The 24750-nt window shown below is 61.5% G+C and carries 25 protein-coding genes and 1 pseudogene; 11 read left to right on the top strand and 15 right to left on the bottom strand.

The window, feature by feature from the left end; genetic code table 11:
* Window positions 1-173: 173 nt before the first annotated feature.
* A complete protein-coding gene (locus tag AC0L2K_RS19405) occupies window positions 174-1904 on the bottom strand; it encodes an adenylate/guanylate cyclase domain-containing protein (RefSeq protein WP_023798310.1) in 1731 nt (576 codons plus the stop codon).
* A 58-nt stretch (window positions 1905-1962) separates the two neighbouring features.
* Here AC0L2K_RS19405 and AC0L2K_RS19410 point away from each other — a divergent pair, with 58 nt between their 5' ends.
* Together AC0L2K_RS19410 and AC0L2K_RS19415 are read left to right on the top strand one after the other, a co-directional pair.
* Window positions 1963-2109 carry a hypothetical protein gene (locus tag AC0L2K_RS19410; RefSeq protein ID WP_287237477.1) on the top strand — a complete coding sequence of 49 codons (147 nt, stop codon included), beginning with the start codon at window positions 1963-1965 and terminating at the stop codon, window positions 2107-2109.
* 210 nt (window positions 2110-2319) lie between these two features.
* The gene (locus AC0L2K_RS19415) at window positions 2320-3879 is read left to right on the top strand and encodes a BCCT family transporter (RefSeq protein WP_473523580.1); all 1560 of its coding nucleotides are present in this window, start codon (window positions 2320-2322) and stop codon (window positions 3877-3879) included.
* 112 nt (window positions 3880-3991) lie between these two features.
* On the opposite strand, the gene AC0L2K_RS19420 is transcribed toward AC0L2K_RS19415, so the two are convergent.
* Window positions 3992-4327 carry a hypothetical protein gene (locus AC0L2K_RS19420; RefSeq protein ID WP_473523579.1) on the bottom strand — a complete coding sequence of 112 codons (336 nt, stop codon included), beginning with the start codon at window positions 4325-4327 and terminating at the stop codon, window positions 3992-3994.
* Between the two features lie 177 nt (window positions 4328-4504).
* A pseudogene (locus AC0L2K_RS19425) lies at window positions 4505-4736 on the bottom strand (sulfite exporter TauE/SafE family protein); the annotation flags it as partial.
* A gap of 168 nt (window positions 4737-4904) precedes the next feature.
* On the opposite strand from AC0L2K_RS19425, the gene AC0L2K_RS19430 reads away from it, so the two are divergent.
* From AC0L2K_RS19430 to AC0L2K_RS19445, 4 genes are read left to right on the top strand one after another with little or no spacing between them, the layout of a single operon-like run.
* On the top strand, window positions 4905-5351 hold the full coding sequence (locus AC0L2K_RS19430) for a thiosulfate oxidation carrier protein SoxY (protein WP_473523578.1): 447 nt from the start codon (window positions 4905-4907) through the stop codon (window positions 5349-5351).
* A 16-nt stretch (window positions 5352-5367) separates the two neighbouring features.
* Window positions 5368-5694 carry a thiosulfate oxidation carrier complex protein SoxZ gene (soxZ, locus tag AC0L2K_RS19435; RefSeq protein WP_287237484.1) on the top strand — a complete coding sequence of 109 codons (327 nt, stop codon included), beginning with the start codon at window positions 5368-5370 and terminating at the stop codon, window positions 5692-5694.
* Window positions 5695-5748: 54 nt separating this feature from the next.
* Window positions 5749-6099 (top strand): c-type cytochrome, encoded by a 351-nt coding sequence (locus AC0L2K_RS19440; protein ID WP_236389845.1) that lies wholly within the window; start codon window positions 5749-5751, stop codon window positions 6097-6099.
* On the top strand, window positions 6096-7364 hold the full coding sequence (locus AC0L2K_RS19445) for an NAD(P)/FAD-dependent oxidoreductase (protein WP_128182110.1): 1269 nt from the start codon (window positions 6096-6098) through the stop codon (window positions 7362-7364). Before AC0L2K_RS19440 ends, AC0L2K_RS19445 begins: the two co-directional genes overlap by 4 nt.
* A gap of 8 nt (window positions 7365-7372) precedes the next feature.
* On the opposite strand, the gene AC0L2K_RS19450 is transcribed toward AC0L2K_RS19445, so the two are convergent.
* The 10 genes from AC0L2K_RS19450 to AC0L2K_RS19495 all read right to left on the bottom strand — a co-directional run bounded on the left by AC0L2K_RS19450 (window position 7373) and on the right by AC0L2K_RS19495 (window position 16602).
* Window positions 7373-9499 (bottom strand): heavy metal translocating P-type ATPase, encoded by a 2127-nt coding sequence (locus tag AC0L2K_RS19450; RefSeq protein WP_473523656.1) that lies wholly within the window; start codon window positions 9497-9499, stop codon window positions 7373-7375.
* A gap of 56 nt (window positions 9500-9555) precedes the next feature.
* Window positions 9556-10284, bottom strand: coding sequence for a sulfite exporter TauE/SafE family protein (locus tag AC0L2K_RS19455; RefSeq protein WP_287228901.1), 729 nt, complete (start codon window positions 10282-10284; stop codon window positions 9556-9558).
* A gap of 25 nt (window positions 10285-10309) precedes the next feature.
* Window positions 10310-10432 carry a hypothetical protein gene (locus tag AC0L2K_RS19460; RefSeq protein ID WP_023798301.1) on the bottom strand — a complete coding sequence of 41 codons (123 nt, stop codon included), beginning with the start codon at window positions 10430-10432 and terminating at the stop codon, window positions 10310-10312.
* A gap of 153 nt (window positions 10433-10585) precedes the next feature.
* Window positions 10586-10810 carry a hypothetical protein gene (locus AC0L2K_RS19465; protein ID WP_023718671.1) on the bottom strand — a complete coding sequence of 75 codons (225 nt, stop codon included), beginning with the start codon at window positions 10808-10810 and terminating at the stop codon, window positions 10586-10588.
* Complete coding sequence (locus AC0L2K_RS19470; RefSeq protein WP_084833660.1) at window positions 10764-10958, bottom strand: hypothetical protein; 195 nt, start codon at window positions 10956-10958, stop codon at window positions 10764-10766. The genes AC0L2K_RS19465 and AC0L2K_RS19470 overlap by 47 nt, the downstream gene beginning before the upstream one ends.
* Window positions 10959-10961: 3 nt before the next feature.
* A complete protein-coding gene (locus AC0L2K_RS19475) occupies window positions 10962-12626 on the bottom strand; it encodes a cbb3-type cytochrome c oxidase subunit II (RefSeq protein WP_473523577.1) in 1665 nt (554 codons plus the stop codon).
* On the bottom strand, window positions 12623-14065 hold the full coding sequence (locus AC0L2K_RS19480) for a cbb3-type cytochrome c oxidase subunit I (RefSeq protein WP_363216559.1): 1443 nt from the start codon (window positions 14063-14065) through the stop codon (window positions 12623-12625). The genes AC0L2K_RS19475 and AC0L2K_RS19480 overlap by 4 nt, the downstream gene beginning before the upstream one ends.
* A 125-nt stretch (window positions 14066-14190) precedes the next feature.
* Window positions 14191-14655, bottom strand: coding sequence for a c-type cytochrome (locus AC0L2K_RS19485; RefSeq protein WP_128168433.1), 465 nt, complete (start codon window positions 14653-14655; stop codon window positions 14191-14193).
* A gap of 12 nt (window positions 14656-14667) precedes the next feature.
* Window positions 14668-15813, bottom strand: coding sequence for a metallophosphoesterase family protein (locus AC0L2K_RS19490; protein WP_473532078.1), 1146 nt, complete (start codon window positions 15811-15813; stop codon window positions 14668-14670).
* Between the two features lie 90 nt (window positions 15814-15903).
* Window positions 15904-16602, bottom strand: coding sequence for a hypothetical protein (locus tag AC0L2K_RS19495; protein WP_473532144.1), 699 nt, complete (start codon window positions 16600-16602; stop codon window positions 15904-15906).
* Window positions 16603-16796: 194 nt separating this feature from the next.
* On the opposite strand from AC0L2K_RS19495, the gene AC0L2K_RS19500 reads away from it, so the two are divergent.
* The 4 genes from AC0L2K_RS19500 (at window position 16797) to groL (ending at window position 20854) form a co-directional block, all read left to right on the top strand.
* Entirely contained in the window at window positions 16797-17402 is a 606-nt protein-coding gene (locus tag AC0L2K_RS19500) for an SCO family protein (RefSeq protein ID WP_128168435.1), read from the top strand.
* An 80-nt stretch (window positions 17403-17482) separates the two neighbouring features.
* Window positions 17483-17725, top strand: a complete 243-nt coding sequence (locus AC0L2K_RS19505; RefSeq protein ID WP_027154144.1) for a hypothetical protein — start codon at window positions 17483-17485, stop codon at window positions 17723-17725.
* Window positions 17726-17898: 173 nt separating this feature from the next.
* On the top strand, window positions 17899-19155 hold the full coding sequence (gene hemA / locus AC0L2K_RS19510) for a 5-aminolevulinate synthase (protein WP_473532145.1): 1257 nt from the start codon (window positions 17899-17901) through the stop codon (window positions 19153-19155).
* A gap of 55 nt (window positions 19156-19210) precedes the next feature.
* Complete coding sequence (gene groL, locus AC0L2K_RS19515; protein ID WP_027154146.1) at window positions 19211-20854, top strand: chaperonin GroEL; 1644 nt, start codon at window positions 19211-19213, stop codon at window positions 20852-20854.
* Window positions 20855-21148: 294 nt separating this feature from the next.
* On the opposite strand, the gene tyrS is transcribed toward groL, so the two are convergent.
* Both tyrS and AC0L2K_RS19525 read right to left on the bottom strand, forming a co-directional pair.
* Window positions 21149-22402 (bottom strand): tyrosine--tRNA ligase, encoded by a 1254-nt coding sequence (gene tyrS, locus AC0L2K_RS19520; RefSeq protein WP_473532079.1) that lies wholly within the window; start codon window positions 22400-22402, stop codon window positions 21149-21151.
* Between the two features lie 205 nt (window positions 22403-22607).
* Window positions 22608-23282, bottom strand: coding sequence for an alpha/beta hydrolase (locus AC0L2K_RS19525; protein ID WP_027154148.1), 675 nt, complete (start codon window positions 23280-23282; stop codon window positions 22608-22610).
* A 258-nt stretch (window positions 23283-23540) separates the two neighbouring features.
* On the opposite strand from AC0L2K_RS19525, the gene AC0L2K_RS19530 reads away from it, so the two are divergent.
* Window positions 23541-24704, top strand: a complete 1164-nt coding sequence (locus AC0L2K_RS19530; protein WP_023798291.1) for a cysteine desulfurase family protein — start codon at window positions 23541-23543, stop codon at window positions 24702-24704.
* Window positions 24705-24750 lie beyond the last annotated feature (46 nt).

Raw genomic sequence — 24750 nt, forward strand, 5'->3', positions numbered from 1 at the left:
TCCCACCGTTTTTTTCATGGGGGGTCTGGGGGGCGCCCCCGGCCCACCCCCCCCCCCCCCCCCGGGCCCCGGGGCCCCCCCCCCCCCCGCCCCGCGCGCCCGGCTTCGTCCTTGGGTGGGGGCCGGTCTTTTTGCCTGTCCCCGATTGGATCCGGTTCGTAGTCACCGGCTGGCTACAGGTTGGCAATACCGGCTTTCAGCAGTCCCTCGCGGACGTGCTGCACATCAGACTTCTGGGCATAGTGCAGGGTGGCGATAAATGAATCGAGGTCGAACTGGGGATCGAGCGTTTTGATCTTGCGCAGATGCGCCGCGGCCGCGATTTCGTCGCCGAGCCAGCCGTAGCAGGCAGCGGCGAAAGCGTGCTGAACCGAGTCCATGGTTGACAAATGCATGAAAGCTTCGATCGCCTCGCCATACTGGCGCGCGGCGAAATGCGCCTTTCCCAGATGGCTCCAGAACCTCTCCGGGTGGTGCGGGTTCAACTGCATTGCCTTGCGGATCCATTCAATTCCCTCTTCCGGCCTTCCCAGCCACGTCAACAACTCGCCTTGCTGCACCACCACGAGGTCGTAGTTGGGATTGAGGGCGAGGGCGCGCTCTTGATGGTAGCGCGCTGTGGTCAGCTCATTGTTGTTCACGTTCACGGCGGCGAGGATGCGGTGGACATCGGCATCGTTGTCGTCCAGCGCCAGCGCCCTGTCCAGCGCTGCCAAGATGTCGTTCCAGACGGCATCCCTGTCTTTGCACCAGTTATGGACCCAGGCCTGGCCAAGAATGCAGGCGCGCCAGGCATGGGCATGGGCATAATCGGGGTCGAGCGCGACGGCCCTGCCTATCAAGGTTTGCGCGCGTTCATTATCCTCAATCGTGCCTCGGTGATGCAGCACCTTGGCAGCAAGAACACATTCATACGCGGCCATGTTTGCAGGTTTCGCCCGCGCGAGCTGGTCCCGCTGAGCCGCCTCGACACGACCGGGCAGCGTGGCTGCGATCGCCGCGGTTACCTCATCCTGAATCGCGAATATGTCGTCCAGCTTCCGGTCATATTTGTCTGCCCAAATATGAGCGTCATTCGCCGTGTCGATGAGCTGAACCGTCACGCGCACCCTGTTGCCGATCTTGCGAACGCTTCCCTCCACCAGGTATTGGACGTCGAGTTTCTCGGCCACCTCGCGCACATTCACGGCGCGGTTCTTGTAGACGAAGCTGGAATTGCGCGAGATGACGAACAGTTCATGATGGCGGGACAGTTCGGTGATGATGTCCTCGGTCAGTCCGTCCGCGAAAAATTCCTGCTCGGGGTCGCCGCTCATGTTGTTGAATGGCAGCACCACTATCGAAGGTTTCGAGATGGATCGCTTTGCCTCGACTTCTGGCAGGACATGACTGTCAAACCCAACGCGATAGAGGCGAACCGGGCGGCTGATGTTCTTTAACGTCTTCTCGCCCAAATCCTCCATGGCAATTTCGAGACGGTCGGCAATTTGGGTCGCCACCGCTGCGGTCACGCAGATACCGCCGACGTCGGCGAGTTGCTCGATGCGCGAGGCAATGTTGACGCCGTCGCCAAAAATGTCCTCATCGTCGAAAATGATGTCGCCGAGATTTATGCCGATCCTGAATTCGATACGCCGTTCTTGCGGCACATCCGAATTGCGCCGTTTCATGCGCTGTTGGATTTCCACGGCGCATTTCACGGCATCGGTCACGCTCTGGAACTCAACGAGCATGCCGTCTCCGGTGGTCTTGATGATCCGGCCCTTGTTCTTCGCGATGGCGGGATCGACCAGTTCTATGCGATGGGTCCGAAGGCGTGCGAGCGTGCCGGATTCGTCGGCCTCCATTAGCCGACTGTAGCCCGCCATATCGGCAGCCAGAATTGCGGCTAGTCTCTGTTCCATCGCCTGAACCAAAAACCAAGCCTATCCTTCCTGGGCTGCCAAATCCAGCAATTTGGGCATGTGGCTGATCAAGGGCGCCGGCTATCTGAAGCGGGCTAATGGCGTGCTGCGCGGCCCGCGCATCGGCACCGCCTTCCAGGGCACGCCCTATGACCATGCGGGATGGACTGCCGCTCTCCGGCAAGGGCGGGTTCCTCCGCACTAAGCAGCTGCTGCGCGATGGTCGATGTAGTCGAAGCGCGGCCGACGTACTTTCGAATGTGTCGGAACTGGGTCGCAACGAAGTCGCGATTGAGCCAGCTAACGCAGCGTCATTCAATCAGTTTTACCACGCGAACCGCTCTGTCGTTCCAGCCAGAAAATGCTTGAAAAGCCGGCCGCGCACGATGTTCCACGCAAAAATGGGAGTGAGCGGATGTCCATAACAGGCACCCGGAGTGTAGACTCCGGCGTATTTTGGCCGGCTGTCATCATAGCTGGCGGCTTTGTGCTTTGGGGCGGCCTCGCTCCTGACAGTCTCGCCACAGTGGCGACAGCGACCTTGAATACGATCATCAAGACATTCGGCTGGATGTTTGTCGTTTCGACGGCGTTCTTCCTGATGTTGGCTGTTTTCCTGGCGGTTGGCAGGTTCGGCAAGATCAAGCTCGGGCGAGATGACGAAAAGCCTGAATTTTCGACCGTGTCATGGGTCTGCATGATGTTCAGCGTCGGGATGGGCATCGGCCTGATGTTTTGGGGAGTGGCCGAACCGGTCTTCCATTTTGGCGCGCCACCGCACGGAATGGCGGAGCCGCAGTCAAGGGAGGCCGCGGTCGTGGCAATGCAATACGCCTATTTCCATTGGGCGCTGCACCCGTGGGCGATCTACGCGGTTGTTGGATTGGCGCTTGCGTACTTCAGTTACAGGCGCAACCTGCCGACTTTGATGTCGAGTGCCTTCCAGCCTCTGCTCGGTAACCGCATCCACGGCCCGATCGGCCGGGCGATCGACGTCCTCGCAATCATCGCGACACTGTTTGGAACGGCCACTTCGTTGGGACTTGGCGCTCAGCAGATCAACAGCGGGATGAACTTCCTCTGGAATACCGGCGAGTCCGCAACAATTGCACTGACGATTATCGCGGCATTGACCGTTCTATTCATCCTGTCGGCGGTTTCCGGGGTTGGCAAGGGCGTGCAATTCCTGAGCAACCTGAACATGGTCATTGCTCTGCTGCTCCTGCTCTTTCTGGCGATCATTGGACCGACCGTGTTCATATTCGACACGCTGATCGAATCGCTTGGCTACTACCTCAGCGACCTGGTCTCGATGTCGTTTCGCACGGCAGCATTCAGCGACGGAAAGTGGCTTGGCAGCTGGACCATCTTCTATTGGGCCTGGTGGATATCCTGGGCTCCCTTTGTCGGCGTTTTCATAGCTCGGATCTCTCGGGGCCGCACAATCCGCGAGTTTATCGTTGGCGTGTTGCTCATCCCCAGCGCTGTAACCTTCTTTTGGTTCACCGTCATGGGCGGAACTGCACTTCACTCCGAACTGATGGGATTGGGCGGACTTGTCGAAGCCGTCAACGAAAAGGGCGCTCCAGTATCGCTGTTCGCGCTTCTTGCCCAATATCCGGCCACCACGCTGACATCGACCCTTGCGATGTTCCTGGTTGCAATATTCTTCGTGTCGGGAGCTGACGCGGCTTCCGTTGTCATGGGAATGCTCTCTTCGCGCGGAACTCTTCACCCAAGGTCCGGGATCGTGGTTCTGTGGGGCATTTTGGCCGGAGCCTCTGCTTGTGTGTTGCTGGTGATGGGTGGCTTGGCTGGGCTCCAGACTGCATCCATCGTCGCGGCCGCGCCGTTCCTCCTCGTGATGGTTGGGTTATGTGTGTCGCTGTGGATGGGACTTCTTGATGATATCGAAGTCCACGGGCGGTTTAACGAATTGGAGGCTGCTCCCACGGTCCCGACGCAGCCGGTGTGAACTCCGAAAGCAACAACGTTGCTCGGGCTTGTTCCGCGCAACTTTTGGTAGCAAAGTGCGAGTTCGATACGCGCGCTGGAACGTCCACACATGGCGCGTCCGAGCCGGCCGGTCAGACCGGCCGCACCAGAACGTGTTTTTTCTTGCCGAGCGACAGCTTTACGACCTGTTCCGGACCTAGATCCTCAAGCGTCACCAACCGGCGATCGTCGGACACGGACTGGTCGTTCAGCCGCACGGCGCCGCCCTGGATGTGTCGCCGCGCCTCGCCGTTGGACGCGGCAAGCCCGTGATGGCGAGCGAGGACGGACGCGTGGTCGGCGTCCATCGCAATACCGGGGAGCGCAACGGCAAACGGCTGGATGTGCTCTGTTGCATTGTCTTCGACATCAAGAATGGCAAGGTGATTGACGGCCGGGAGCACTTCTACGACCTCTACGCCTGGCATGCGTTCTGGGCTTAGCCTCGCGAGTTATCGGGCGGCACGCGAGACTGCCCCGGGGTCCGGCCCGGATGGGTCAGCTCAGGGGCGCTACTTGCTCGTTGGGACGAGACCAACGACCGCTTCCCACACCCTAACCCGTCCTTTTTCAGCCTTATCATGAATGTCGCGGAGGCTTGTAAATCAGACATTGCGCTGGCGCGGTTCGAGCGCTCCAGTTAATTCGAGCATCTGATAGCCGGCCAAGAGTGTGATCAGAGATCCGACAGCCCAAGAGCGTCCTTTCCCGCAATGCCTTGACCATCTATCCCGACAGCGGTGCCGCAATAACGCCTCCAGCGATCAGGGCGGCGACCGAAGTTGGGTAGCCGCAGAATCCGCCGGCGTGCTCCCAACGGCCGGTAAAACAGAATGCATTGGTTTAAAGGGCGGCCATGGGCACTTCCGCGAGATTGCTCCCAGCGGTTGTCGGTGCTAAATTTGGTAGAAGCTGCCGCACTGATGTGTCCGAGTGCGCCGCCTGCCGCCGCCGATGCGTTCTTAGAGTGGCCTAAAGAGGTGGGAGGGTTTGGAGACCGGGACGATGAGCTTGACGCGCCGCGATGTGTTGATCGCCGGGAGTGTGGGGTTTGCCGGGGTCGCGCTCTTCTCGCCGCGGAGCGCGCGTGCGAACGATGAAGCGTTGGATCTCATCGAGCAGCTCACCGGACGGACGGCCACGGTGTCGGATCGCCTTCACCTGATAATGCCGACGGACTTCCCGACCGGCTACACCGTGCCCATGACTCTTTACATCGACAGCCCCATGACCGAGGCCGACCATGTAAGGCAGATGCGCGTGTTCGCGCCGCGGAACCCGCTCATCGAAGTGGCCAGTTTCCACTTCGTCCCGCAACGCAGTCTGCCCCGCGTGTCGACGCGCATCCGGCTTGCCAAACCGCAACACGTCGTCGCTGTCGCTGAAATGAATGACGGCATTTTGCTGATGACCACGACGTGGGTCCGTGTCGCCACGGATGGCTGTGCCTGAGGATCGGAGAGAGACTGTGACCACCGCGACACCACGCGTGATCGTGCCAAACGCTGCGGCGAAGGGGGAGATTTTTCAGGTCAAGACCATTATCAGCCATGAGATGGAAACGGGGCTACGCCATGATGATCAAGGCAATGTAATCCCGCGCAAGATCATCAACAAGTTTGTCTGTCGCTACAACGAAACTGTGGTGTTCAGTGTCGATCTTCACGAGGCGATTTCGGCCAACCCGTTCTTCGAATTTTCCTTGCGCGCGACGGAGAGCGGCCGGCTCGATTTTGTCTGGGAAGAAGACGGGGGTGGCGTCTATATGTTGTCGCACCAGTTCACGGTCGGTTGAGGTGTCGACGCAATCGAGCTGCGCGAATTATAGCGTGACAAGTTGAGTGGGAGCGTGACCGGAAAACTGCGAAACAGACGGGTATTCAGCATGCGCCCCGTCGCGAGATCTGCGATTGCCACGGGCCTCGTGCTGCTCTTCAGCCAATCCGGCGCGGCGGCGGGGCCCGATCAAGGCGCTCAACTCGCCGCAATCTGTGCGTCCTGCCATCGTCTCGATGGCGGCGGCACAGGCATTCCCAGCATCATCGGGCTTGGTGAGGAGAGGCTTACCAACGCCCTGCTTGCCTACCGGGCGAGCGAGAGTCCAAATCACATCATGCACGTTATCGCGCTGTCGCTCAGCGACGAGGAGATCGCGAGCGTCGCGCGCTATGTCGCAGCGCAGGGAAGTAACCCGCGATGAAATCCTGGACTCGTCGCGAGTTCGGCCGCCTCACCGGAGCAGCGTTGTTAACGGCGCTCAACCAGCCGAAGGCGCGGGGCCAGGCCAAGGCGCGTGTCGTCGTGATCGGCGGCGGCATCGGCGGCGCAACGGTCGCCAGATATCTCGCCGCCAGCGCCACGGCTATCGAGGTGACCCTGGTTGAACCGCGGCAGAGCTACGCGACCTGTTTCTTCAGCAATCTCTATCTCGCCGGGCTGCGCCCGTTCGAATCGCTCAGTCATGGTTATGAAGCGCTGGCAAAACAAAATGGTATCATCGTCATTCATGAGTCCGCCGCGGCGATTCACCCGGCGGCGAAAACCGTTGCGCTCAACAACGGTTCAAAGCTCAGCTACGACCGTCTCGTTGTCGCGCCAGGCATCGCATTCAGGGATCGGGCGCTTAAGGGCTATGACGAAGCGGCGATGGAGATCATGCCGCACGCCTGGAATGCAGGACCGCAAAGCAAGCTGCTGCGCCGGCAACTGGAAAGCATGGAGGACGGCGGGCTGTTCGTGCTCGTTGCTCCGCCGAATCCGTTTCGCTGCCCGCCCGCCCCCTACGAGCGCGCTTCCCTCGTCGCATCCTATTTCCAGCGCCGCAAACCCAAGGCCAAAATTCTGATCCTCGATGCCAAAGACAGCTTCAACGCGCAGGACCTGTTCCAGGACGCTTGGAACCGCCACTATCCGGGAATGATCGAATGGCTACCGGCTCAGTTCACCGGCGGGGTCACGGCAATCGACGCGAAGACCCGGTCGGTGATCACCGCGGGAGCTACATTCAAGGCCGCGGTGGCCAATGTCATCCCGGCGCAAATGGCCGGGCGCTTGGCGCAGCAGGCGGGGCTCGCCAATCGGTCGGGCTGGTGTCCGGTCGATCCGGTCACCTTCGAATCGGCGCTGCAGCCCGGCGTCCATCTGGTCGGTGACGCGATCATCGGCGGGGATATGCCGAAATCCGCCTTCTGCGCCAACAGCCAGGCCAAAGCCTGCGCCTTTGCCATCGCGGCCGATCTCACTGGATCAGCGCGTTTCCCGGCGCATTTGTTCAACACCTGCTACACCTATCTCGCCCCCGACGATGCGTTCAGCAACGCCATCAGCTTCAAGCCCGTCGACGGGAAGCTCAAGAGCGTCATCAGCTTCGTCAGCAAGGTCGAGGAAAGCTCCGAGGTCCGCCGGCAGGCTGCGCGCGCGGCGGAAGGCTGGTATGACGCCTTCACGCACGACGTGTTTGGCTGAAACGAAACTCAACTCCGCTCGACGGCCGGGCCGGCCATTGCGGAAATGCCGGCGCCATCGTGGGTACGCTGCGACTTGGTGCCGGATCGTTGCTCCGGGATCAGCGCTGGAACAGGATCGGGCAGCCGCTCCAGCCGCAGCGAATTCACCACCACGAGAATGCTCGAGCCGGCCATGACCGCCGCCGCAAGGATTGGCTGCAGAAGTCCGAATGTTGCGAACGTCAGGGCGACGAGGTTGTAGCCGAACGCCCACATAAGGTTGGTCAAGATGGTCCTGCGGACCGCACGGGCCACGTCGACGATCCAGGGCAGCATCCACAATCCGTCCGCAGGGAGCACGAGCGCTGCAGTCTCGCGGGCGAGATCGGTGGCGGAGCCGACGGCAATACCGACATCTGCGGCGGCCAGGACCGGCCCGTCATTCAGTCCATCGCCGACCATCGCCACCGAACCGTGGTCATGGCGGAGCCGATCCAGGGCCAGCCGTTTGGCCTCCGGCGAAAGGCCCGCTTGGACGTCCTTGATCCCGACCAGAGCCGCGATCCGCTCCGCCGCTTGCGCCAAGTCGCCGGTCAACAGCGTGGCGTCGAGCCCGCGCCCACGCAGGGCCGCGATCGCGGCATGCGCCTCGGGAAGCGGTGAATCATCGAGCGACAGCACGGCGTGAACCTGCTCGCCCCAACCGACATAGACCACCGAATAACCGCTCGCCTCCAGCGACCGCGCACGCTCAGTCAGCGACGGGGGAAGCGGCCAGCCCAGATCATTCATCAATCTGCCGTTCCCTGCCGCTACGGGCCGGCCTTCGGCGCTGCCGCGGACGCCACGGCCGGGAACCGCCCGGACATCGCGGGTGACGAGCGGCGTGATGCCGCGCTGAGCGGCGGCTGCCGCGATGGCCCGCGCCAGACCATGCTCGGAAAGTCGCTCCAGACCGGCGGCGCGCGCCAGCACTTCGTCGATGCCGACCTCCTGGCAGTCGACGCCGACGAGACGCGCTTTGCCCGCCGTCAGAGTGCCGGTCTTGTCGAAGGCGAGCAACCGGACACGCGCGAGGGTCTCAAGCACGCCGGGGTCGCGGACAAGGCAGCCGTGCCGTGCCAACCGGCCGATGCCGAGTGATGCCGCCATCGGAGCAGCGAGGCCGACGGCACAAGGACAGGCAACCACCAGTACCGAGAGGCCAATCAGCAACGCCCGATCGAACGGCAATGACTGCGCCCAGTAAACGATCGTCAGCCCGCCGAGGGCGAGGACGAGCGGCACGGACACGCCAACGACGCGATCGGCAAGGCGCTGGGTTGGACTGCGACGGCCCAACGCTTCGCGCACCGATCGGCAAATCTGTGCCCAGCGGGTTGCAGTTCCGTCACCGCTGCTTTGGATCAGGAGCGGGCCGTCGATATTGATACTGCCGGCAATCACCATGGAGCCGGCGCCCTTGGTCACTTGCCGGCTTTCTCCGGTAATCACGGCTTCATCGGTGTTCGATTCCCCCTCGACAACCACGCCGTCGACCGGAATGCGCTCGCCTGGCCGGACCCGCACCAGCATGCCGGCCGATACCTCTCGCACCGGACGGCGGATCTCTGCCGCGCCATCGACCACGGTCGCGCTCTCGCTTTCTGCAGCCAGAAGAGGTTCGAGGTCGCGCGCCGCCCTGGCGCGGCCAACAGCCTCGAGATAGCGGCCAACGGTGAACAGCATCAGCACCATCACGGCGGTGTCGAAATAGACATGCGTGCTGCCCTCGAACACGGCAAATGCTGAATAGAGGTAAGCGGCAGCGACGCCAAGCACGATGAGTGCCGACGACGTCACCCGTCCCTGAATGCCATTGAGCCACATTTCGCGCAGATAGGGTCCGCCGAGAATCACCACCGCCGGCGTCGCGAAGATCCAGAGCAAAAGGTGAATCCACGGCAGCACGCCCGCATCGACGCCGGTGAACGCGTCCGAATAGAGGAGGAGGCTGAACATCATGATATTCATGGAGAGAAAGCCTCCCACGCCGAGCTGGATCAGAAGCCAGGCCGCTTCCCACTCTTCGCGTCTGCCGCTCTTCACCTGAAAGGCGATGCAACAGCCGTAGCAGCAGAACGCGCAAGCCTCACCGTTGAGCCTGCGCTCCATCGGGCGCAGGCCGACGGGCAGCGAACAATGGCTACAGAGGAGATCGCCATGCGCAGTCATGCGGGATGTCCGCCCAGCCAGGCAAGGCCGATATGCGCACCGGAAGGCAGGAGACCACGGCCGAGCGTGATGAGACCGAGCAAAAGAATAAAGCCACCAGCCAGCCGCACGCCGCGCCGCCGCCAGGCTGGCCCGAGTATCCGGCCAACGCCGCCCATCATCAACATCGCGGGGAAGGTTCCCAGTCCGAACCATGCCATGACGAGAAACCCGGGAAGCGCTCCGGCGGTGCTCGCCGCCTGGGCGGCGAAGGCATAGACCAGGGGACATGGCAGGAAGCCGTTGAAAACGCCAAAGGCAAGCGGCGCGGCGCTGCTCCGGGCAGTCAACAGACCGCGCAGGGACAATGCAAATGTGCTGCCGCCAAATCCGATCGCAAGGCGATGAAAGACCTGCAGCCAGCCGAAGAACTGCAATGCCATGGCAATCATGAGCAGGCCAGCGACGATCGCGAGAATTCGTTGGGCGGTGTCGAGAGAGCCGTTCAAGAGCGGCGCCGCCGTTAGACCTTGCGTGGTGCAGATGACCTGACCGATCGCACCCGCGAGCCCGCCCAGAAAGCAATAGGTTGTCAATCGGCCGGTATTATAGAGCAGGTGGCGAAGGACGGTTGCGCCTCCGCCTCGCTGATCGCGGCCCAGCGCGCAGGCAAAGCCGCCGCACATGCCGATGCAATGAAAGCTGCCTGCAAATCCAGCGGCGAAGATCACGAGGTAGTAGATCATTGGCGTTTTCGCCGCGTCCGCGTCGCTATTGCCGCACAAGATAGACAAGAAAGATGATAAAGCCGACGGTGCAGCCGCCATAGATGAGGAAGCCGAGCATCTGTGGCAAGCCGGCGTCAGCGAGCTTGAAAACCGTGTCCTGTAGCATCCGCTGCTCCTATGTCAGCCGAAATAAAGACGAAGCACGTTTACCGCCACCTCGAAAGCCAGGAAAAGGAGGTTCAATGCGGCGACCCCAAGGAGAATTTTGGCTACCAACATCTCCATCACTCCTGCCTTACCAGCTCTTGCGACAGTCTTCTTAGAACAGACGGCCGGGGCCGAGCCCGCCCCAATAAACATACATGTAATACAGCCCCCAGGCGAACAGCAGCACGTAAACGACGAGAAGCCATAGCGGAATGAAGCCCACACGCGCCTGTATCAGGCCGCCGGCATAGTCCTCTAGTTCAGGGTGCGAGCTTTGACGTACATCCAGTTCAGGGTGCGTCGGGCTCTCCGGATCGCTGCTCTGCAGATCGCTCATTCTCCATCTCCCTTTCAAAAAACCCGTTGGCGGCTTTGTCGGTGCCGCTCAACGCGCCGGATAGGACGCCCCAGATGAACAAGAACAGGGCCGCCAGGCTCATCATCATGGCGCCCGCATACGGTCCGGTGACTTCAAAACCGAGCATGCGCTAACCTCCTGCGGGTGCTTGTTTCTCGCCAGGCGGCGCTGGCGGGCCGGACGCCGGCACCGACGGATCGGGCACATAGGCTCGCTCAGGCTTGTCAGCGACCAGTTCCAGATCGTTCAGCGCCGCGCGGGCCTCCTGCTTGATCGACAGCGGCTGCAGCGAGAGCGGGTCTTTATAGGCGGAAAGCGCCACCACGAAATAGGAAAGTGCCCATCGGTCCTCGTCCGGAAAGGAATCCCGATAGGACGGCATCGGCGTGCCGCTGAGGCCGGTAGTTATCGTCCGGAAGATGTCTTCGACGGCCGGGCCAGACTTGAACTGGCCGCTGGTGAGGTCGGCCGGCGGGGTGGCGAACCCGATATCATCCTTGAGGCCGGCAGCCTTCTCGCCGTCGCCCTTGCCGCCTTGGCCGTGGCATTCCCAGCACTTCGCCACCTGCCAAACCTCCTTGCCACGGTCCAGCATCGTCTGGGACGGGGTCGGCGGGCGCCCGATATACAACGGTGGGCCAGGCGGCTCCTCGACGAAGAAAGCGTAAGGACTGGCGGGGTCGGAACGGTCAACCGCCAGCTCATACTTGATGTACTGGATCACCGCCAGCCGATCGTTGAGCGGCAGTTCGTACCAAGGGGGCATTGCCGTGCCGCGGATGCCGCGAGTAATGGTGCGCAGCATGTCCCCGTCCGTGGGCAGGGGCTCCTTTGTCAACCTAAATTTGAAGACTGCGGACGTGAAGTCCCTGGGCCGCTGGTTAAACATAAAGGTGGCGGCCGGCCCGTTGCCGTCGCCTTTGGCACCGTGGCAACCGATGCAGCGGCGCTCATAGACTTCCTTGCCATAGGCAATCCATTCCTCGGAGCGCGGCATCGTCGCATCCATGACCTCCAGACTTTGCGGCTCGAAAAGATCGCGCCATTTACCCCGGTTCGTGCCGAGCTTCTGGACGTAGGAAACGAGCGCCGCCAGCGATTCCGTCTCCGCCGCGATGCTGACGGTTTCTCCTGTGTATTCATCATTCGGCGTCAGGATGATCGGCTTTCTTTCGCGCGCCTTCAGCGGCACGAACAGCAACCCGTACGCATTCGGCGTCAGCTGGATCGCTTGCTGGCTGTCGAAGTCGAAAAGGCCTTCGGTGACCTCTGTCCTTTCCAGGGTCCGACCGCCAGCGCCGTCGTCAACGATACGGACGGCTGCATCGGGCTCGTGGAAGAGACCGCGATACGGCGCCATTATCGAGTCCGGCACCAGCATCCGCGGATTGTAGAAGTGCGCCAGGTGCCATTCGTCGCTGTATTTCAGGCCGACGCGCGTCAGGTCCGGCCCGATCCGGCGTGTGCCTAACAGGTGCGGCACGTCATAGGCGTATTCGCCCGCCTCGCTGACCGGTCCCCAGCGGCGGATCTCGCCGGTCACCGGCCGCACGAATTGCGAATGGCAGTACCAGCAGCCTTCGCGCAGGTAAATGTTGCGGCCGCGACGCTGCTGCTCGGTGTAGTCCGTCGCCTCTGAAACCGTCCATTTCAGCTGGCCGAAATCCGTGCGCACCACCGAGGTCACGCGCGTAGTTCGCGAGGACGGCTCCACGAAGGGCAGCACGCCCTGCGTGATCACCGCAAGGGTGATGCAGAAGACGCCGGCGAACAGCGCGAAGAAGCGAACGTTCACTGCGCAGGCCCTCCCGCCGGGGCCGGGGTAGGCGCCTCGACCGACCCGCGGACGCGTCGCGCCTCAGCCGCCGGACTGGTCAGTGCGGTCAGCATCAGATTCACCACCAGCAGCGACATCCCGATATCCATGCTGATGCCTGCCAGGGTCCGCGCCAGCCAGTAGGGCTTCACCCAGACGAGCGAGTCGAGCCATTCGACCCCATTCATCCATTGATAACCCTGCTGCAGCCCGCCCGCTGTGAGGACCAGGCCCATGGTCGTGATGCCGACGGTGATCAGCCAGAACGACCAGTTGCCGAGCTTGAAGGACCAGAGTTCGCGCCCGAACAGTCGCGGCCAAGTATAGACGAGGCCCCCCATCGCCCATACGACGAAGGTGCCGAACACGGTGAGATGCGAATGCGAGATGACGAAATCGGTGAAGTGGGTCGGCTGCTGCAGCTGCCGCAGCGCCTCGGTCGAGCCCTGGAAGCAGCCGACGAGATACATGAGCGAGCCCATGATCAGGAACTTCGCCGGCAAGTTCCTGCCGAACTCATGCCACTTGCCCATCATGGTGCCGAAGAAGTTCACCAGCACCGTCCACACCGGAATGATCAGCAGCATCGATGTGACGACGGCCAAGGTCTCGGCCCAGTCCGCGATCGGGCTGTAGAGGTAATGGTGGATGCCGACGAACGGGTAAAACAATGCCAGGGACCAGAAGCCTACCAGCGAGAGCTTATGGGCATAGAGCGGATTTCGCGCGCTGATTGGCAGGAAATAGTAAATGATCACGTAGCCCGCGGGCGTTAGCCACAGGCCGACGATGTAGTGGAGATAGAGGCCATGGAAGGCGGCGCTGTTGATGCCCGAGATCGTGTACGGCAGGATGAAGCTTCCAAGCACGAAGTTCATCGTCGTCCACACGAAAGTGGCGATCAAGTACCATAGCGCGACATAGATCGCCGGCTCGAGCCTTCGACTGATCGTGATCAGGAATTGCGCGGTAGCAACAGCCACTACGATGAAGAATGCGACCTTCGCATAGAGCGGAAACTCTCCGGCTTCCAAACCGTCACTGTCGCCGAACAGCAAGCCGACCAAACCGGCAAGCGTTGCGATGTTCCAGACCCATGCGAGAAGAACCGACCACTCCGACCATATCACCCGCACCCCCGACAGACGCGGCACGAGATAATAGCAAAGGCCGATGAAAAGCGTCGAGAAGGCGCCGAAGATGACACCGTTGACGTGGACGGGGCGCAGCCGGCCGAAGGTGAGCTCGAGGTTTCCCGATCCAAGATAGTCGGGGTAGTTGAAGGTGCTCGAGATCAGGACGCCGACGGATGGCGTCACCATCAGCCAGAACATGCCGAAATAAAGCCAGGTCCGCACGACCCGGTTGTCGACCAGCGCATCCAGGTCCACATTCGCGAACTTGCCGCGCAGCTCCATCCCCGTCTCTGCCAACGCATAGACCTCCCCGCGCGGTTCCCGGGCCGCACCACTGCTTCAACCCCACCCTTCCCGAGGGACTCGCTTCGCGCTCCCGTGAAGCCGGTGCCCGGCTATCGACGAGACTAGTACTTGCCTGGCACCAACACGGAGCCGGTGTTCGACCAGGTGATGTACGCCTCGAGCGCCTTCATCGCCTCCGATTCGGGATCGATCTTCTCACCCTGGTTCGGTTTCTCGATGCACCAGTTGATCATGTCGCGCAGTGTCGCGAATTTGGCCATCGACTGCTGGAACTTCGGGAACGCATGCGGGTGGGTATCGGAGGCCATCGGATGGCACATGGCGCAGGCCCACCCGGTGGTCGACAGCTTGACGCCCAACTGCTCCGCCATCGCCGCATCACCGTGGAACAGGAGGTCTCCCTTCCTGACCTCCTCCATGAACGCCTCTTGATAGAGCTTCAGCTGCTTTGGCGTCACCGGGTCCTTGTTGGCACTGGCCGGGCCGATGACGACGGCAGCTGCGACGACTGCTCCGGCGACGGTGGAACGCCTCAGAATGCAGAGGAATGTCGATGTGTTTATCATAGCCACCCCCTTTTATGGATTTTCCCACGGGTACTGTCTGTCGGCGATGCGTGGCTGTATGACCTCCTCAATGCTCTTGTCGTGGTCCTCCGGCGACTGGACGAGCACCTCCTTGCGCCCCCACATGATGTACTCGACATCGACCTTGTCGTCGGCGTTGACGCTCACGGTTTCCCAACCGACCCCGTCGAAGGGATCGCCAGGATCGACACGGATCATCGGCTTGGTCAGCTTGGGCACGCCTTCCGGCGCATACGGCCACGGCCAGGAGGTCGCCAGCATGCCGATCGAGCGCATGCTGCCGATCTCGTTGTAGAGCACCTGGTGCACGTGACCGTGGATGTTGGTGACCGTGGTATAAGGCTTCAGCACGTCATTCACTTCGCGCCAGTCGCGCACCCAGAAATTCCAGGGCGGGTAGTACTCGTACAGCGGATTGTGGCTGAAGATGACGATCGGCTTGGACTTATCCCAGTCGGCGAGTGTCTTCTGCATCCAGTCGAGTTGCTCGCGGCCGACGCCGGCCCACGCGCCGGCAACCGTGCCGTCAAGGGTAGCCATGTGGCCCATGCGCTCCTCTGGCGTCATCTTCTTCGCTGTCCAGTAGTCCGGTCCCCGGCTGACCGTATCGAGCCCGATGAAGCGCACGCCTTTGTGATCGAAGGTCCAGTTGGGTTGGCCGAACAACTCGCCCCACTTCTTGCCCATATCCAGATACCAGTCATGCTCGCCCGGGATGTAGTACTTCTTGATCTTCAGATCCTTGAGGAGCTCAACGCCAAGCTCAAGTTCCTCGATCTTTCCGAGCTGGGCTAGGTCGCCGCCGAAGATCAGGAAGTCGGCCGGCGGATCCATGGCCTGGACCTCTTGTACGGCGCGCACCACCTTGTCGACGAAGCGCGTGTTGAGGGACCTCTCGTAGAGATGGGTGTCCGAAATCCAGGCAAACTTGAAGGGCGCTTCGGCGGCGTGAGCGACGTCGATGGTGTTGAGCAGCGGCCACCACGCGAACGTCTGGCCGACGGAAGCAGCGCCGAACAGCAGCGATCTGTGAATGAATGTGCGGCGGGTGATTTGGAGCGAGTCGTCGGGCCGTACTCCAGGCGGCTGCAGCACCGCATGCATTTCGCGCCGAATGCGGTCAAGCTCGTCAGACATCAGGGTTCCTCCTCAGTGCAGACCGTTTCTTAAAGCGTCGGCCTTCTCGCAGGAGCGCGACCCTATTGAATCAGTGGGTCGCCCATTTTCTTATTTTTTCAGTTCAATCGTCAGACTGGTGGCCTTATTCTCCTCTACCTTTACGGTCTGCTCGATGGGCCCGGTGAAGGGGTGGATCGCCACGAGCTTGTAGTCCCCAGGCGGAACATCGGTTATGCTGAACTTGCCGTCGGCGCCGGTGACAGCGTAGTAGGGATTGTCTACCACATAGACCCACCCTTCCATCCAGCCATGCGCGTCGCAGTCGACGCGGACAGTGCCGGCCCGCTTCAGTTCGACGGGTATCCGCTGGCCCTTATTGGGCAGCGCCAGGTTGAAGGCGGTGCGCTTGCCATAATACCCGTGGGTGTTGTGGAGCATTGGGTCGCTGTTGACCACCTCCAGCGAACCGGCGGGTATCATCTGAACCGCGGGCTCAAAGCGACATTTGAGGTTGTTGAGCTCAGGCGGCTTTCCGGGCTCCGGCCAGGCCTTTCCCTGTGCCACGTCGACCAGCTGCACCGCCGCGTTCAGCACGGCCTGATCGCTGCCGACTTCGATCAGCGGCTCCTCGCGGGGATCGCCGCACACCTCGATATCCTTGGTGGGGATGATCTTTGTTGTCGGCACGTCGCCGCGGTAGACGATCGTACCCTCGATCGTTCCGCCTCCAGTGACCGGACCCACTTCGTAGGCTTGCGCATGCGCGGACACCATCGCAAGGAAAGCGATCGCCGCCAGCCCGCTCATCAATTCGCGAATGGTCATAAAAGCCTCCTCCTTCTAGCGAGATGAGGGGCAACTTTTAAAAATAGAGCTAAACGAGTACCATGTCTAGCCATTCAGCAACAAAACATGATAAAGTGATATAGTTTAGGCGAGTTTGTTAATCACAAACACACGCGGGGGTTGGTGCGTCATTCTCGAAGTGCCGGAGGTACTTGATGAAGCGGCGGCATGGACTCCTCAGCCCCTGGGCCTACGGTCCGCATACCCTCTTCTGCATTATATTCGCAGCGGCCCTGTCGATCTGCCAACCGCTCGTGCGGGCCGACACGGCGCCTGTGACGGTCGGTGGCCCATTCACGCTTACGGCGCCGGACGGCACGACGGTCACCGATGAGACTTATCGCGGCAAATGGCTGCTGGTTTTCTTCGGCTATACTTCTTGTCCCGACATCTGTCCGACGACGCTGTCATCAATCGCCGCGGCGATTGAGGAACTCGGCCCCGACGCCGCAAAACTGCAACCGCTCTTCATCACTGTCGATCCCGAACGCGACACGCCTGAGGTGATGGGAAGCTTTACCGCAGCGTTCGATCCGCGCATCGTGGGACTGACCGGCAGCCCGCAACAGATTGCTGCGGTTTCGGAGGCATATGGCGCCTATGGTGTGGCGCGCCGGGGCGAGGCGGGCGGTGACGACTACCTAATGGATCACGGCACCCACATCTACATCATGAACCCACAGGGGCAATTCGTGGAGGGGCTAGACTCTGACACACCAAGCAGCGGCATTGCCGCTAGGTTGGGTGAACTGGTGCGATGACACCAGCCCTGGGATGACGGACATCACGATTATGCAGTTGAGCGATCCATAGAAAGTTGTCATCCGGAAGGAGAGCGATCATGCAAAGACATACAAAGGAGGCTTCGGAGCTTAAGGCATTGATCCTCGCGGATCTTCATAAGGAGCCGGGATGCGAGCACGTCACTGATTTTGTGATTCAGCGGCTCGAAACCAAGGAGAACGGGGCAAACTGGACTGTCAAATATCTGGATCCTAATCAAGATAAGGTCTGCGAGACAATTCTGATAAACATCGCGCGAATGTTGCAGCTCAATTTCGACCTTCCTGAACGCGGGTCGTGAGGAACTATGCGAGCGGGATCGGCGCGCATCGCGCTTCGACATAATTCGTATGCAAGCAGGGGAATCGGGCGATGGCGGAACCCACAGCGTTGCACACCGGCAAACCTGGCGGCGTAAAGAACGTCCTTGCGCCGCGGCGATTTGGACCTCCGATGACCGGAGATGCGGGCGATATGGCCGATGGGCAAGGCCGTATCTTGGTGCCAGGCAATACGAGTTATGACGGTTTCTTTGCAGATGCGATCGCGCGTCTGCAGGAGGAACGGCGCTACCGTGTGTTCGCGGACCTTGAGCGCGTCGCCGGACGCTTTCCCAATGCAGTGTGGCATTCCCCGCATGGACCGAAGGACGTCGTGATCTGGTGCTCCAACGACTATCTCGGGATGGGACAACACCCAAAAGTGGTCGCCGCCATGGTGGAGACTGCTACCCGCCTGGGAACGGGGGCCGGCGGGACGCGCAATATCTCCGCCACCAGCCATCCGCTCCTAGAGCTCGAGAGCGAGCTTGCCGATCTCCACGGCAAGGAGGCGGCATTGGTCTTTACGTCCGGCTATGTTTCGAACCAGACTGGCATCTCGACCATCGCCAAGCTGATCCCCGGTTGTCTGATCCTGTCCGATGCGCTCAACCACAATTCGATGATCGAAGGCATCCGTCAGTCCGGTACGCAGAAGAGCATCTTCCGCCACAACGACGTCGATCATCTCGAGGAATTGTTGAAGGCAGCGGGTCCGGATCGGCCAAAACTCATCGTCTTCGAAAGTCTCTATTCGATGGACGGCGACGTCGCGCCAATCAATCGCATTTGCGAAATCGCCGATCGTTACGGCGCAATGACCTATCTCGACGAGGTCCATGCTGTGGGCATGTACGGCCCTCGCGGCGCCGGCATCGCCGCGCGCGACGGCGCTATGAGCCGGATCGATGTGATCGAAGGCACGCTCGCCAAGGCCTTCGGCTGCCTCGGCGGCTATATCACGGGAAGTGCTGTGCTGATCGATGCGGTTCGTTCCTATGCTCCGGGTTTCATCTTCACCACCGCGTTGCCGCCGGCGATCTGCGCCGCGGCCACAGCGGCGATCCGGCATCTGAAAACCTCGCACTGGGAGCGCAAGCGCCAGCAGGATCGCGTCCGGCGGGTCAAGGCGGCGCTGGGTGCCGCTGCGCTGCCGGTCATCCTGAGCGACACCCATATCGTTCCGGTGGCAGTCGGCGATCCGGCGCATTGCAAAGCGGCGAGCGACCTGCTGCTGAGCGATCACGACATCTATATCCAGCCGATCAATTATCCGACTGTGGCGAAGGGAACTGAGCGGCTGCGCATCACGCCGACACCCTGTCATGAGGACATCATGATTGATCGGCTCGCGGCAGCTTTGTTCGATGTCTGGAATCGGCTCGGGCTGCCACGGGACAATCTCGCCTGAGCGGCCGAATGAGGCGTCGCCGTTCCCCGAAGATTTAGTCTTAAGGATCAAGGAAATGGCTGCCAAGGAAATCATGTTCTCGTTCGAAGCTCGCGACAGAATGCTGCGCGGCATTGACATCCTGGCGAATGCGGTGAGCGTCACGCTTGGCCCGCGGGGGCGCAACGTCGCGATCGGCAGGGAGCACGGCGCGCCACGGGTCACGAAGGACGGCGTGACCGTCGCCAGGGAAATCGAACTCGATAACAAGTTCGAGAACATGGGCGCCCAGATGGTGCGCGAGATAGCAACAAAAACCTCCCATCAGGCCGGCGACGGCACGACCACCGCCGTCGTGCTCGCGCATGCGATCGCCCGGGAGGGCGCCAAGGCGGTGGCCGCCGGCATGAATCCCATGGACCTGAAACGCGGCATCGATCTCGCGGTCGAAGCCGTCGTCGCGGAACTCAAAAACAACGCCACGAAGGTCACCTCGAACGTCGAGATTGCGCAAGTCGGGACCATCTCGGCCAACGGCGACAGGGAGATCGGCCGCTGCCTCGCCGACGCCATGAAGAGGGTCGGCAATGACGGCGTGATCACTGTCGAGGACGGGACGTCGCTCGAAACCGAACTCGAATTCGTCGAGGGCATGCAGTTCGACCGCGGCTATATCTCGCCCCATTTCATCACCAATCGCGCAAAGATGCGGGTCGAGATGCAGGATGCCTATGTCCTCGTCAGCGAGAAGAAACTGTCCAGTCTGAACGAAATACTGCCGCTGCTGGAGAAGGTGGTGCAGGCCGGCAAGCCGCTGCTCATCATCGCCGAGGATGTCGAGAGTGAGGTGATGGCGGCGCTGGTGGTCAACAAGTTGCGCGGCGCTCTCAAGGTTGCAGCCGTGAAGGCGCCGGCCTACGGAAACCGCCGCAAGGCGATGCTGCAGGATCTCGCGCTGATGACCGGCGGAACGGTGATCTCCGAGGATTTGGGCATCAAGCTCGAACATGCTTCCCTCGATATGCTCGGGCGCACCAAGAAGGTGATGATCGACAAGGCAAACACCACGATCGTCGGCGGCGCCGGCGAGCGGGAAAGCATCGAGGCCCGCATCGCCGAGATCAAGCTCGAGCTTGCTGAAACCACCTCCGATTTCGACCGCGAGAACCTCCAGGAGCGGCTGGCCAGGCTCGCCGGTGGCGTCGCCGTTATCCGGGTCGGCGGTGCAACCGAAGTCGAGGTCAGGGAGAAGAAGGATCGCATCGATGACGCGATGAACGCGACAAGAGCCGCGGTTGCAGAGGGCATTCTCCCCGGCGGTGGGGTCGCCTTACTGCGCGCCGGCAGGGCGCTCAAGAAGCTCAAGGGCAGCAACGAGGACCAGCAGGTCGGCATCGCGATCGTCAGGAAGGCGATCACCTGGCCGGCTCGGCAAATCGCGATCAATGCCGGCCTGGAAGGCTCGGTCGTCATCGCCGGGATCCTCGAAAACGACGACAACGCCTATGGCTACGATGCCCAATCGGGCGTGTACGCGGATCTGGTGTCAAAGGGCATCATCGACCCAGCCAAGGTGGTGCGAACGGCGCTCCAGGGCGCAGCCTCGGTGGCAGGCCTCCTCATCATGACGGAGGCGATGGTGGCCGAAGTGCCTGGCCCGCCGCCGCCGGAGCTTCCCGGTCACGAGCATCATCATCACGATATGGATTTGGATTTCTGACCGCTTCGCGGTCGTAATCCGGGCTCGCCGCCGTCAACAATGATCTCGTCCGCTATCAAGGTGAGACAAGTCGTCGAGGATCACGGTATTCCAAGGTGTCGGCTCATGGCGCTACCTGCTCGTTCCGATAGATGAGACGAATGGCAATATTCACCCATCTCGGCCCTTCTCAGTACCTACCTGATTAGGTTTTACCTGGGCCGTGATCCCGAACCACAGCAAGATGTGAAGCGGGTTTCGGGAAAGGACTAATGAAGCCCCATCCCGATTCCATCGAGATCGATCAAGCGCCGGTCAGACCGGCCGCACCAGAACGTGTTTTTTCTTGCCGAGCGACAGCTTTACGACCTGTTCCGGACCTAGATCCTCAAGCGTCACCAACCGGCGATCGTCGGACACGGACTGGTCGTTCAGCCGCACGGCGCCGCCCTGGATGTGTCGCCGCGCCTCGCCGTTGGACGCGGCAAGCCCGGCGGCAACGAACAGCGACAATATGCCGACGCCGCTTTCCAGATCGGCCTTGCCGACCTCGACGGTCGGCAGCGTTTCGGCCAGCGCGCCTTCTTCAAACGTCTTGCGCGCGGTTTCCTCGGCTTGCTCGGCCGCCTCGCGGCCGTGCACGATGGCCGTCGTTTCCGTGGCCAGGACCTTCTTGGCCTCGTTGATCTCGGAGCCGCCAAGCGCGGCGAGCCGCGCGATCTCGCCGAGCGGCAGGCGGGTGAAAATCTTGAGGAAGCGCGTGACGTCGGCGTCCTCGGTGTTGCGCCAGTACTGCCAGAAATCATAGGGCGAGTAGAGGTCGCCGTTCAGCCAGACCGCGCCCTTCGCCGATTTGCCCATCTTGGCGCCTGACGATGTCGTCAGCAGCGGTGTGGTCAGGGCATAAAGCTGCGGCGTGCCCATGCGGTGTCCGAGATCGACGCCGTTGATGATATTGCCCCACTGGTCCGATCCGCCCATCTGCAGGCGGCAGCCATAGCGCCGGCTGAGCTCGACGAAATCATAGCCCTGCAGGATCATGTAGTTGAATTCGAGGAAGGAGAGCGATTGCTCGCGCTCGAGTCTCAGCTTGACGCTGTCGAAGGTCAGCATGCGGTTGACCGAAAAATGCCGGCCGACATCGCGCAGGAACTCGACATAGTTGAGCTTCATCAGCCAGTCGGCATTGTTGACCATGATCGCGTCGCCCGCACCGTCGCCGAAACGCAGGATGCGGCCGAAGATGCGCTTGATGCCCTCGATGTTGGTGGCGATGGCCTCAGGCGTCAAAAGCTTGCGCTGGTCGTCGCGGAAGGAAGGATCGCCGATCATCGAAGTGCCGCCGCCCATCAGCGCAATCGGCCGGTGGCCGGTCTCCTGCAGCCAGTAGAGCATGGTCGCGGAAATCAGATTGCCGATATGCAGGCTGGTCGCGGTGGCGTCGTAACCGACATAGGCGGTCACCGTATCCTTGGCGAAAAGCTGGTCGAGGCCGGCATCATCCGAAATCTGGTGGATGAAACCACGCTCGCTCATTACGCGCAGGAAATCGGATTTGAAGGCGGACATTTTTTCTTTCCCGAAAGCGCCCGACCGAAGCGGATCGGGCGTGGCATGCGTGAACGCGGGCGTTTAGCATCCAAGCGCGGTCAGCAAAAGGGGAATCCGGTTTTGCCACCTGACCGCTGTAACGGCGCCGCTCGGCATCGAATCGAAGGCCATATCCTGCGAAAGAGCCCGACGCGAGATGCCGGAGATATCTTCGCTGTTCGGCCTATCGCAACCGTTTCGGCCGCGGGTCGGACAACTCGCCTGCCAGGCGGCGATCGAGATAGTCCGCGCATTCCTGGAGCAGGAGGTCCGCATCGTTGGAGAAGAAATGGTTGGCGCCGGGCAAGGTCTTCTGGGTGATGGTGATGCCCTTTTGCGTGTGCAGCTTGTCGACCAGCCCTTGCACGTCCTTTGGCGGCGCGACCTTGTCGGCGTCGCCATGGATGATGAGGCCGGACGACGGGCAGGGTGCCAGGAACGAGAAATCATAGGTGTTGGGCTGCGGCGCGATCGAGATGAAGCCTTCGATCTCCGGCCGGCGCATCAGAAGCTGCATGCCGATCCACGAGCCGAACGAATAGCCAGCGACCCAGCAGCTCTTGGAATCCGGATGCAGCGACTGCACCCAGTCAAGTGCCGCGGCCGCATCCGACAATTCGCCGGTGCCGTGGTCGAATTCGCCCTGACTACGACCGATGCCGCGGAAATTGAAGCGAAGCGTGGTGAAATCCCGCTTCTGGAACATGTAGAAGAGGTCGTAGACGATCTTGTTGTTCATCGTGCCGCCGAACTGGGGGTGCGGGTGCAGGATGATGGCGATCGGCGCGCTCTTTTCCTTGGAAGGCTGGTAGCGACCCTCCAGGCGGCCGGCCGGACCGGTGAAAATGACCTCAGGCATAAAATACTCCACATGGCATAAGAATGCGCGGCGCCCGGAACAACTCTTCCTCTGGCCCCAGTCTTCCGCAGGCCTTGACGCAGGGCGAGCGTCTTCTTAGAAGCTAGTTTAGAATTGTTCAAAACTGGGTGGCCAAAACGTCGTGGTTCGGCCATCCGCGCCGCAAGTCGCGTAAATAGGACGGCTTGCCTTGCAATTTCAAGGAAATAACGCGCTATCCTCGCGGAATGGCTCTTGAAGGGACCGATCGAAACGAAAATGGCCGGAAGACGCGCCTATCTCGACTACAATGCCAGCGCCCCGCTGCTTGCCGCGGCGCGCGCGGCAATGATTGCCGCGCTCGACACCGCCGGCAACCCGTCGTCGGTCCATGCCGAGGGCCGCGCCGCACGGCGGCTGATCGAGAATGCAAGGCGCGATGTGGCGCTGCTGGTCAACGCCGGCGTCGAGCATGTCGTGTTCACCTCCGGTGCGACGGAAGCCGCCTCGACGCTGCTGACGCCGGATTGGCAGATGGGGCGCGGCACTGTCCGCATGAGCCGGCTCTATGTCTGCGAAGCCGATCATCCTTGTGTGCTGAACGGCGGGCGCTTTCCGGCAGCCCGGGTAACACGCATCGGCGTCGACGCCGACGGCATTGTCAGGCTGGACGCGCTGGCGGCGGCACTTGGCCGGCATGACAAGGCGGACGGCCTGCCGCTGGTGGCGATCCATGCCGCCAACAACGAGACCGGCGTCATCCAGCCGGTCGGGCGCATCGCCGAAATCGTCAAGGCGGCAGGCGGCATCCTGGTCGTCGACGCCGTGCAGGCAGCCGGTCGCATTCCGCTCGATATGTCAGCGGGTTATGCCGATTACTTGATTCTGTCTTCGCACAAGATCGGCGGTCCCAAGGGCGTTGGCGCCATTATCGCCGCCTCGGACCTGATGATGCCCAGGCCCTTGATCGCCGGCGGTGGCCAGGAAAAGGGTCATCGCGGCGGCACCGAAAACCTGGCCGCGATCGCCGGCTTCGGCGCGGCGGCGCGGGAGGCCCTGATCGGATTGAAGAGTATCGATGCGGTCGGCAGCCGCCGCGATGAGATCGAGGCCATCGTGAAAACGCTGGTGCCGGTTGCGGAGATCTTCGGAACCGGCGCGCCGAGGCTTGCCAACACGACATTCTTCGCTATTGCGGGCATCAAGGCCGAGACGGCGCAGATCGCCTTCGATCTGGCGGGCGTGGCGCTGTCGGCCGGTTCCGCCTGTTCGTCGGGCAAGGTCGGCCCGAGCCATGTACTGAAAGCCATGGGATACAATGACAGCCTTGGCGCTTTGCGCGTGTCCATCGGCCACGCAACGAGCGCGCAGGACATCGAACTGTTCCGCGCTGCGCTGGCAGGCATTGCCTCACGCCGCGCAGGCAGGGAAGAAGCCGCCTGAGCGCGGCAAACAAACGCAGGCTTTTTGGCCTGGTAGAGCCGTGCGT

The organism is Mesorhizobium sp. WSM4817 (genome assembly GCF_055811135.1).